6 protein-coding genes are annotated in these 8,675 nt (G+C 70.2%); all 6 read left to right on the forward strand.

Annotation, left to right across the window (positions count from 1 at the left end):
* The first annotated feature begins 194 nt into the window (after positions 1 to 194).
* The gene (locus tag ACFU6K_RS21685; RefSeq protein ID WP_380665385.1) at positions 195 to 974 is read left to right on the forward strand and encodes a hypothetical protein; all 780 of its coding nucleotides are present in this window, start codon (positions 195 to 197) and stop codon (positions 972 to 974) included.
* Positions 975 to 1,078: 104 nt separating this feature from the next.
* Positions 1,079 to 2,002, forward strand: a complete 924-nt coding sequence (locus ACFU6K_RS21690) for a hypothetical protein (protein ID WP_380665387.1) — start codon at positions 1,079 to 1,081, stop codon at positions 2,000 to 2,002.
* Positions 2,003 to 2,164: 162 nt separating this feature from the next.
* A complete protein-coding gene (locus tag ACFU6K_RS21695; protein ID WP_380665389.1) occupies positions 2,165 to 3,043 on the forward strand; it encodes a hypothetical protein in 879 nt (292 codons plus the stop codon).
* A 397-nt stretch (positions 3,044 to 3,440) separates the two neighbouring features.
* The gene (gene rplJ / locus ACFU6K_RS21700) at positions 3,441 to 4,004 is read left to right on the forward strand and encodes a 50S ribosomal protein L10 (protein ID WP_045693068.1); all 564 of its coding nucleotides are present in this window, start codon (positions 3,441 to 3,443) and stop codon (positions 4,002 to 4,004) included.
* An 88-nt stretch (positions 4,005 to 4,092) separates the two neighbouring features.
* Positions 4,093 to 4,476, forward strand: coding sequence for a 50S ribosomal protein L7/L12 (gene rplL / locus ACFU6K_RS21705; RefSeq protein ID WP_380665391.1), 384 nt, complete (start codon positions 4,093 to 4,095; stop codon positions 4,474 to 4,476).
* Between the two features lie 698 nt (positions 4,477 to 5,174).
* Entirely contained in the window at positions 5,175 to 8,651 is a 3,477-nt protein-coding gene (gene rpoB, locus ACFU6K_RS21710) for a DNA-directed RNA polymerase subunit beta (protein WP_380665393.1), read from the forward strand.
* Positions 8,652 to 8,675 lie beyond the last annotated feature (24 nt).

Below are 8,675 nucleotides of genomic sequence, written 5' to 3' on the forward strand. Positions count from 1 at the left end.
CCCTTCACCGGGGGTGCGGGCCCGCCGTCGTTCCCGGGGAAGGGGCCGGGCCCGGGGCCGGGGCCGGGCCGGGCAGGCCGACGGGCCGGAACGGTTGCCGGATCGGGACACCGGCGGATGGGAACGACGGGCCGAACCGTCGTACGCTCTGCCGGTCAGACCATGTGGAGCACCTGTGACCGCCGGAGTGTGCCGTGCTGCCCGCCCCTCGCCCCACCGTTCTCGTGGCGGCCCTGCTGCTGCTCACCACCACCGGGTGCAGCCTGCTGGCCGTCCCGACCACCCGCACCCCCGGGGGGCCCGCGCCGGTGCCGCCCAAGCAGGTGGTGCTCTCGGCCGCGCAGGGGCTGGACGACGCCGGCGGCGCCCGGATCGACGTGGTCCAGGAGGGCCCGGCCGGCCGGCGCACCGCGAGCGGCTCCCTGGTCTGGGGCGCCTCGGACGAGGCCGCGCTGGCCGTCGCCGACGAGCTGGGCAGCGGACGGCTGACCGTGAAGGACGGCGCGCTCGACCTCGTCTACCAGGGCGGCGCGGCCAAGCACGCGGAGCGGAGCACCGCGGAGTCGGTCGACCCCGCGGCGGGCCCCGACCCGGAGGGCTTCGCGGGCGGCTGGACGACCTCGCTGATCACCAACCCGGGCAGTCGGGCGTACGAGGTCGCGCAGGGCGTCAAGCTCGCCTCGCTCGGCGGCGAGCAGCTGGCCGGGGTGACCGTGGCGCACTACCAGGGCTCCGCACCGGTGGTCGAACTGGTCGGCAAGGACGACGAGTTGAGCCCGCAGCGGCGGGCCGCCACGCTGGACTGGTACCAGCGGCACGGGGTGACGGCGATCGGCTACGACGTCTGGGTGGGCCCCGGCATGCAGCTGCTGCGGCTGCGCGAGACGGTCCGGGGCAGTGCGGGAACCACGGTCACCACGACCGATGTCTCGGCTCCCGGAGCGGCCGACGCGACGCCCGCCGCCGGCGGGTGACGGGGGAGCGGATATCCGGTGCGTGGGGCTTCCGGCGATCCGTTAGAGTCCGCATGAGAAAAGCATGAGAAGAGCTGACAATCAGCTCTTCGAGGGGGGAAGTCATGGCTGGAACCCGCAAGGCCGCCGTCACCGTCGTCCTCGCCGCCCTGGCGCTGACCGCGACCGCGTGCGACAACAACGACAAGCCGGCGGACAAGAACGCCGCCCCGGCCGCGCCGACCACGGCCGCCGCCCCGGCCACCCCGTCGGCCGCCGCCCCGACCGGCGGCGCGAAGCCGGAGAAGGTCAGCCCGGCGGTCTTCCTGGAGCAGGTCACCCAGAAGACCGGTGCGGCCAAGTCGGCGAAGGTCGACGAGCTGATCCAGGTCGGCGAGATCACCATGAAGGGCCAGGGCGCGGTGTCCTGGGCCGACGGCCTGGAGGCCGACCTCACGATGGACCTGTCGGGCTCCCCGATGGGCAAGCTCCTGGCGCCGATCACCGGCGGCCCGAAGGCGCACTACCTGTACACCAAGGACGCGGTGTTCATGGGCCTCGGCGGCGAGCTGCTGCAGAACAGCGGCCCGCGCTGGGTGCGCTACACCATGGCCGACATGGCCAAGGCCTCCGGCGGCTCGACCGACCAGCTGCAGAGCGCGGACCCGGTGCTCGGCGTCCGGACGCTGATCGCCGGCGGCAAGGTCACCGAGGTCGGCCCGGAGACGGTGAACGGCAAGGCCACCACCCACTACTCCGGCGTGCTCAGCGCCGCCGACCTGGCCAAGGCCTCCACCCAGGGCATCACCCAGGCGCAGGCCGACCGGATCAAGAAGGGCCTGGACGCGGCCGGCATCACCAGCGAGCAGGTCGACGTCTGGGTCGACGCCGACCAGCTCGTGGTCAAGCGGACCGAGCAGGCCGAGAGCAAGGTCGGCGCGGTGAACGTCACCGCCAACTACTCGGACTACGGCACCCCGGTGATCGCCGCCACCCCGGTGGACTACATCGACCTCGCCGACCTCCAGAAGGCCGCCGCCGGCAGCTGATCCCCGCCACCCGGACCGGAGCCCCGGCCCCGGTCCGGGCTCGGCCGACCCGGTGGATCCGCCCGCCCGAGGGGGGCCGCCACCGGGCCGACCGGGGACGGGTGGCAAGGTGGCCGGAACGGGGCCGCCGTCGGACGGGGGCGGGCGAGAGGGGAACGGACGATGGCGGCACGGCAGCGGTTGGCGGCAGTGGCCGTCGTCGCCCTGCTGACGGGCGGGCTGAGCGGGTGCGGCGGGGGCGGGGAGACGTCCGCCACGCCGTCCGGCAGCCCGAGCCTGAGCAGCGCCTCGCCGTCCACCGCCTCCCCGAGCGCCCAGGCCAAGCCCACCGACCGCTCGCCGCACGGGGTGCTGCTCTCCGCCCAGCTGGCCATGCAGACCGCCCGCCGGGCCAAGGTCAGCTACCGGCTCGGCGCGGACGCCGGGTCCGGCCCGCTGTTCTGGCAGCCCAAGACCGCGCTCCAGATCAAGCGCTCCACCCCGGCCGAGGCCGAGCAGCTGATCGTCGTGGACACCGTCGCCTACCAGGGCGGGGACGCCGCCACCGCGGCCAGGCAGGGCGGCCGGCACTGGGAGCGCTTCACCGTCCCGCCGGACGCGGACGGCCACAAGGAGGTCCCGTACGCCGGGCTGATCGACCTGCTGAACCCGGTCGAGGCGCTGACCGCGGCCACCGCCGAGGGGACGGACCCGGTCTTCGTCGGCGAGGAGAAGTTCGAGGACTCGACCGTCGAGCACTACCGGGTCGCCACCACCGCCGAGAAGTACGCGGCCGCCCAGACCCAGCTGACCGCGGCCCGCCGGGACGGCCTGCGGGCCGCGCTCGCGCCCGGCGGTTCGGCCGCGCTCACCCTGGACCTCTGGCTCAACGACAAGGACCAGCTGGTCCGGCTCCAGCGGACCGGCAGCGGGGACAGCGGCCGGCAGGACGACTCGGTGCTCTACACCGACCTCGCCGGGGCGCTGCTCTCGGCGCAGGCGCCGGCCGAGTCGGACACCGTGGACACCGGCGTCCGGACGGTCTCCCCGCTGGCCCGCTGAACCGCCGGCCCGCCCAGACGCCGGCCCGCTGCACCGCCGGCCCGTGCCGCGGCGGCCCAGGGGATGCCCCGTCCGAGGGCGATTTGCACCAGGTGAGGGGCTCCGGCTACTGTTGCCGAAGCCAAAGACCGCTGGTTGTCGCCGCGCCCGTCAGGGATCGGTGGCCGAAGGATCTGCGCTTCGTCGCAGGCAGCCCGCGCAGGTGTGTCTGGAGCTTCGACTTCCGGGTCCGCGTTCGCGCGATCGCCCGTCGAGGTCGTCACGAGCCCCGTGCGCCTGCGCACCGGGGCTCATTGCGTTTTCGCAGGAGCTTTCCTTCCGTCCGGTGGTCCACGGCGACCCAGGTCGACTTTTGCGGTCGGCCCGACTTCGACATCACGGAAGGAGGCGTAAGCCTATGGCCAGGCCCGACAAGGCTGCCGCCGTCGCCGAGATCACGGACAAGTTCCGTGGCTCCTCCGCGGCGCTGCTGACCGAGTACCGCGGTCTCTCGGTGAAGCAGGTCAAGACCCTGCGTCGCTCGCTCGGCGACAACGCCGAGTACGCCGTGGTGAAGAACACGCTGACCAAGATTGCGGCCAATGAGGTCGGGATCACGGAGCTCGACGACCTGTTCAACGGTCCGACGGCTGTCGCCTTCGTCACCGGTGACCCGGTGGAGTCGGCGAAGGCTCTGCGTGACTTCGCCAAGGAGAACCCCGCTCTCATCATCAAGGGCGGTGTCCTTGACGGTAAGGCGCTGTCCGCCGATGAGATCAAGAAGCTCGCGGACCTCGAGTCCCGCGAGGTGCTGCTCGCCAAGCTGGCGGGTGCCCTGAAGGCCAAGCAGTCCCAGGCTGCCGCGCTCTTCCAGGCCCTGCCGTCGAAGCTCGTCCGCACTGTGGACGCGCTGCGCGACAAGGTCGAGCAGGGCGGTGCCGGTACGCCGGCTCCCGCCGCCGAGGACGCGGCCGCCGAGTAATTCGGCAGGCTCACGCCTCGCTGCGGGCCCGTGCCCGCCCAACCCGTACATACGGCACCACCTGCCGATTTAGTGGAAGGACGCCATCATGGCGAAGCTGACCCAGGACGAGCTGCTCGCGCAGTTCGAGGAGCTCACCCTCATCGAGCTCGCTGCCTTCGTGAAGGCCTTCGAGGAGAAGTTCGACGTCACCGCTGCCGCCCCGGTCGCCGTTGCCGCCGCCGGTGTCCCCGGTGCCGCCGCTGAGGCCGTCGAGGAGCAGGACGAGTTCGACGTCATCCTCGATGGTGCCGGCGACAAGAAGATCCAGGTCATCAAGGAGGTGCGCACCCTGACCTCCCTCGGCCTGAAGGAGGCCAAGGACCTCGTTGACACCGCTGGTGCCAAGGTCCTGGAGAAGGTTGCCAAGGACGTTGCCGAGAAGGCCAAGGCCGCCCTCGAGGGTGCCGGCGCCAAGGTCACCGTCAAGTGACTTCTCGCCCCCTCTGAGGGGGCCTGAAGCCGGGCCGATCACCCTTGCGGGTGGTCGGCCCGGCTTTTTCGCGTTTCCGGGCCCCTGGGCCGGGCGCGGGGCCCCGCTCCGCCGCCCCGGCCGGCGCGGTCCACCGGTGTGGCCGAACGCCCACTCGGCACCGTCGGTGCCGGGCGGTATGGTGATCACCGTCGTCGTGAGCGGCCCCACCACGGCTTCTGTAACGCCGAGGGGGTCGCGGTCGATAGACCGGTCGAGGCCCGCACCGCCGGCGGGCCCTTGACGAACCCGGCGGGGCGCGCGATTCTCAAGGCGCGAGTCCGCCCGGTTGGTCCGCTACTGGATGCATAACCAGTGGCTCCGGCGGGAAATGACTCCACGTGAGTTAGAGCAGTACCCGGTGGGCGTCCGCGCTCGCCGGCTACCGGGAGGAGTCTCCGATTCGGTCTCCGAATCAGAGCTGGACAGCAGTGTGGCCATTGGCTACACTGTCCCTTTGCGCTGCCTGTTAGCTGCTCCGTGACTCGTCGCCCGGAGTTTGCGTTGCCCTGAAGGGGTCTGGCATCGCCTCCGCAAAGCGGCTCTGACCTGGGACTTCGATCCCGGCGGAGGCCAGTGGCGAGGAGGCGGGACCAAGCCCGTGAAGGCCCGGCTGGTACGCGCGTAGTGAGCTCCGAGCCCTCGGAAGGACCCCCCTCTTGGCCGCGCCGCGCAACGCCTCGAACAATTCCGCCGCATCCACCGCCCCGCTCCGCGTCTCGTTCGCGAAGATCAAGGAGCCCCTCGAGGTCCCGAACCTCCTGGCCCTGCAGACCGAGAGCTTTGACTGGCTGCTCGGCAACGCGGCCTGGAAGTCCCGGGTCGAGGCGGCCCTGGAGAGTGGTCAGGACGTCCCCACGAAGTCCGGTCTGGAGGAGATCTTCGAGGAGATCTCCCCGATCGAGGACTTCAGCGGGTCGATGTCGCTGACCTTCCGCGACCACCGTTTCGAGCCGCCGAAGAACTCCATTGACGAGTGCAAGGACCGCGACTTCACGTTCGCGGCCCCGCTCTTCGTCACCGCCGAGTTCACCAACAACGAGACCGGTGAGATCAAGTCTCAGACGGTCTTCATGGGCGACTTCCCGCTCATGACCCACAAGGGCACGTTCGTGATCAACGGCACCGAGCGTGTCGTCGTCTCGCAGCTGGTCCGCTCCCCGGGTGTGTACTTCGACTCCACCCTGGACAAGGTGTCCGACAAGGACATCTACTCCTGCAAGGTCATCCCCTCGCGTGGTGCCTGGCTGGAGATGGAGATCGACAAGCGCGACATGGTCGGCGTCCGCATCGACCGCAAGCGCAAGCAGTCCGTCACCGTGCTGCTCAAGGCGCTCGGCTGGACCAACGAGATGATTCTCGAGGAGTTCGGCGAGTACGAGTCGATGCGCGCCACCCTGGAGAAGGACCACACCCAGGGCCAGGACGACGCGCTGCTGGACATCTACCGCAAGCTGCGCCCGGGCGAGCCGCCCACGCGCGAGGCCGCGCAGACGCTTCTGGAGAACCTCTACTTCAACCCGAAGCGCTACGACCTCGCGAAGGTCGGCCGTTACAAGGTCAACCGCAAGCTGGGCAACGCCGAGTCGCTGGACTCCGGCGTGCTCACCGAGCCCGACATCATCGGTGCGATCAAGTACCTGGTGAAGCTGCACGCGGGCGAGACCGAGTGGCGTGACGACGAGGGCCGCGACATCGTGGTCGAGGTCGACGACATCGACCACTTCGGCAACCGCCGCCTGCGCAACGTCGGCGAGCTCATCCAGAACCAGGTCCGTACGGGTCTCGCCCGTATGGAGCGCGTCGTGCGCGAGCGCATGACCACCCAGGACGTCGAGGCGATCACGCCGCAGACCCTGATCAACATCCGGCCGGTCGTCGCCTCCATCAAGGAGTTCTTCGGCACCAGCCAGCTGTCGCAGTTCATGGACCAGACGAACCCGCTGTCGGGCCTGACCCACAAGCGTCGTCTGTCCGCGCTCGGCCCCGGCGGTCTCTCCCGTGAGCGCGCCGGCTTCGAGGTCCGTGACGTGCACCCCTCGCACTACGGCCGCATGTGTCCGATCGAGACCCCCGAAGGCCCGAACATCGGTCTGATCGGCTCGCTGGCCTCGTACGGCCGGGTCAACGCGTTCGGCTTCATCGAGACGCCGTACCGCAAGGTCGTCGACGGTGTGGTCACCGAGAAGGTCGACTACCTGACGGCCGACGAGGAGGACCGCTACGTCATCGCCCAGGCGAACGCCCCGCTGACCGCGGACCTGCACTTCGCCGAGCCGCGTGTCCTGGTCCGCCGCCGTGGCGGCGAGATCGACTACATCCCGGGCACCGAGATCGACTACATGGACGTCTCGCCGCGCCAGATGGTGTCGGTCGCGACCGCCATGATCCCGTTCCTCGAGCACGACGACGCCAACCGCGCGCTCATGGGCTCGAACATGATGCGCCAGGCGGTGCCGCTGCTGAAGAGCGAGGCCCCGCTGGTCGGTACCGGCATGGAGTACCGCTGCGCCGTCGACGCCGCGGACGTCATCACCGCCGAGAAGGCCGGTGTCGTCCAGGAGGTCTCGGCCGACTACGTCACCGTGGCCAACGACGACGGCACGTACACCACGTACCGCGCCGCCAAGTTCACCCGCTCCAACCAGGGCACCGCCTTCAACCAGAAGGTGCTCGTGGACGAGGGCGCCCGGGTCGAGGTCAACCAGGTGCTGGCCGACGGCCCGTGCACCGACGAGGGCGAGATGGCCCTCGGCAAGAACCTGCTCGTGGCGTTCATGTCGTGGGAGGGTCACAACTACGAGGACGCGATCATCCTGTCGCAGCGCCTCGTGCAGGACGACGTCCTCTCCTCGATCCACATCGAGGAGCACGAGGTCGACGCCCGTGACACCAAGCTCGGCCCCGAGGAGATCACCCGGGACATCCCGAACGTCTCCGAGGAGGTCCTGGCCGACCTCGACGAGCGCGGCATCATCCGCATCGGCGCCGACGTCGTCACCGGCGACATCCTGGTCGGCAAGGTCACGCCCAAGGGCGAGACCGAGCTGACCCCGGAGGAGCGCCTGCTCCGCGCGATCTTCGGCGAGAAGGCCCGTGAGGTCCGCGACACCTCGCTGAAGGTGCCGCACGGTGAGTCCGGCAAGGTCATCGGCGTCCGCGTCTTCGACCGCGAAGAGGGCGACGAGCTGCCCCCGGGCGTGAACCAGCTGGTCCGCGTCTACGTGGCCCAGAAGCGCAAGATCACCAACGGTGACAAGCTCGCCGGCCGCCACGGCAACAAGGGCGTCATCTCGAAGATCCTGCCGGTCGAGGACATGCCGTTCCTGGAGGACGGCACCCCGGTCGACATCATCCTCAACCCGCTGGGTGTCCCGTCCCGAATGAACCCGGGACAGGTCCTGGAGATCCACCTCGGGTGGCTCGCCAAGCAGGGCTGGGACGTCTCCGGCCTCGCCGACGAGTGGGCCCAGCGCCTCCAGGCGATCGGCGCCGACACGGTCGAGGGTGGCACCAACCTCGCCACCCCGGTCTTCGACGGCGCCCGCGAGGACGAGATCACCGGCCTGCTGGACAACACCACCCTCACCCGTGACGGTGAGCGCCTGGTGAACTCCACCGGCAAGGCCCGGCTGTTCGACGGCCGCTCCGGCGAGCCGTTCCCGATGCCGGTCTCGGTCGGCTACATGTACATCCTCAAGCTGCACCACCTGGTCGACGACAAGCTGCACGCCCGCTCGACCGGTCCGTACTCGATGATCACCCAGCAGCCGCTCGGTGGTAAGGCGCAGTTCGGTGGTCAGCGCTTCGGTGAGATGGAGGTGTGGGCCCTCGAGGCGTACGGCGCGGCCTACGCGCTCCAGGAGCTCCTCACCATCAAGTCCGACGACGTCCTCGGCCGCGTGAAGGTCTACGAGGCCATCGTCAAGGGCGAGAACATCCCCGAGCCCGGCATTCCCGAGTCCTTCAAGGTCCTCATCAAGGAAATGCAGTCGCTCTGCCTCAACGTGGAGGTGCTGTCCTCGGACGGCCAGTCCATCGAGATGCGGGACTCCGACGAGGACGTGTTCCGCGCCGCCGAGGAGCTCGGCATCGACCTGTCCCGGCGCGAGCCCAGCAGCGTCGAAGAGGTCTGACGGAGGTTGGGCCGGCCGCAGCAG

Source organism: Kitasatospora sp. NPDC057512, from assembly GCF_042802135.1.
Classification (GTDB): Bacteria; Actinomycetota; Actinomycetes; order Streptomycetales; family Streptomycetaceae; genus Kitasatospora.

Bases quoted from the DNA above. Each gene is read 5' to 3' on its own strand.
- rplJ (WP_045693068.1), top strand. From the start codon at position 3,441: ATGGCCAGGCCCGACAAGGCTGCCGCCGTCGCCGAGATCACGGACAAG.
- rplL (WP_380665391.1), top strand. From the start codon at position 4,093: ATGGCGAAGCTGACCCAGGACGAGCTGCTCGCGCAGTTCGAGGAGCTC.
- ACFU6K_RS21690 (WP_380665387.1), top strand. From the start codon at position 1,079: ATGGCTGGAACCCGCAAGGCCGCCGTCACCGTCGTCCTCGCCGCCCTG.
- ACFU6K_RS21695 (WP_380665389.1), top strand. From the start codon at position 2,165: ATGGCGGCACGGCAGCGGTTGGCGGCAGTGGCCGTCGTCGCCCTGCTG.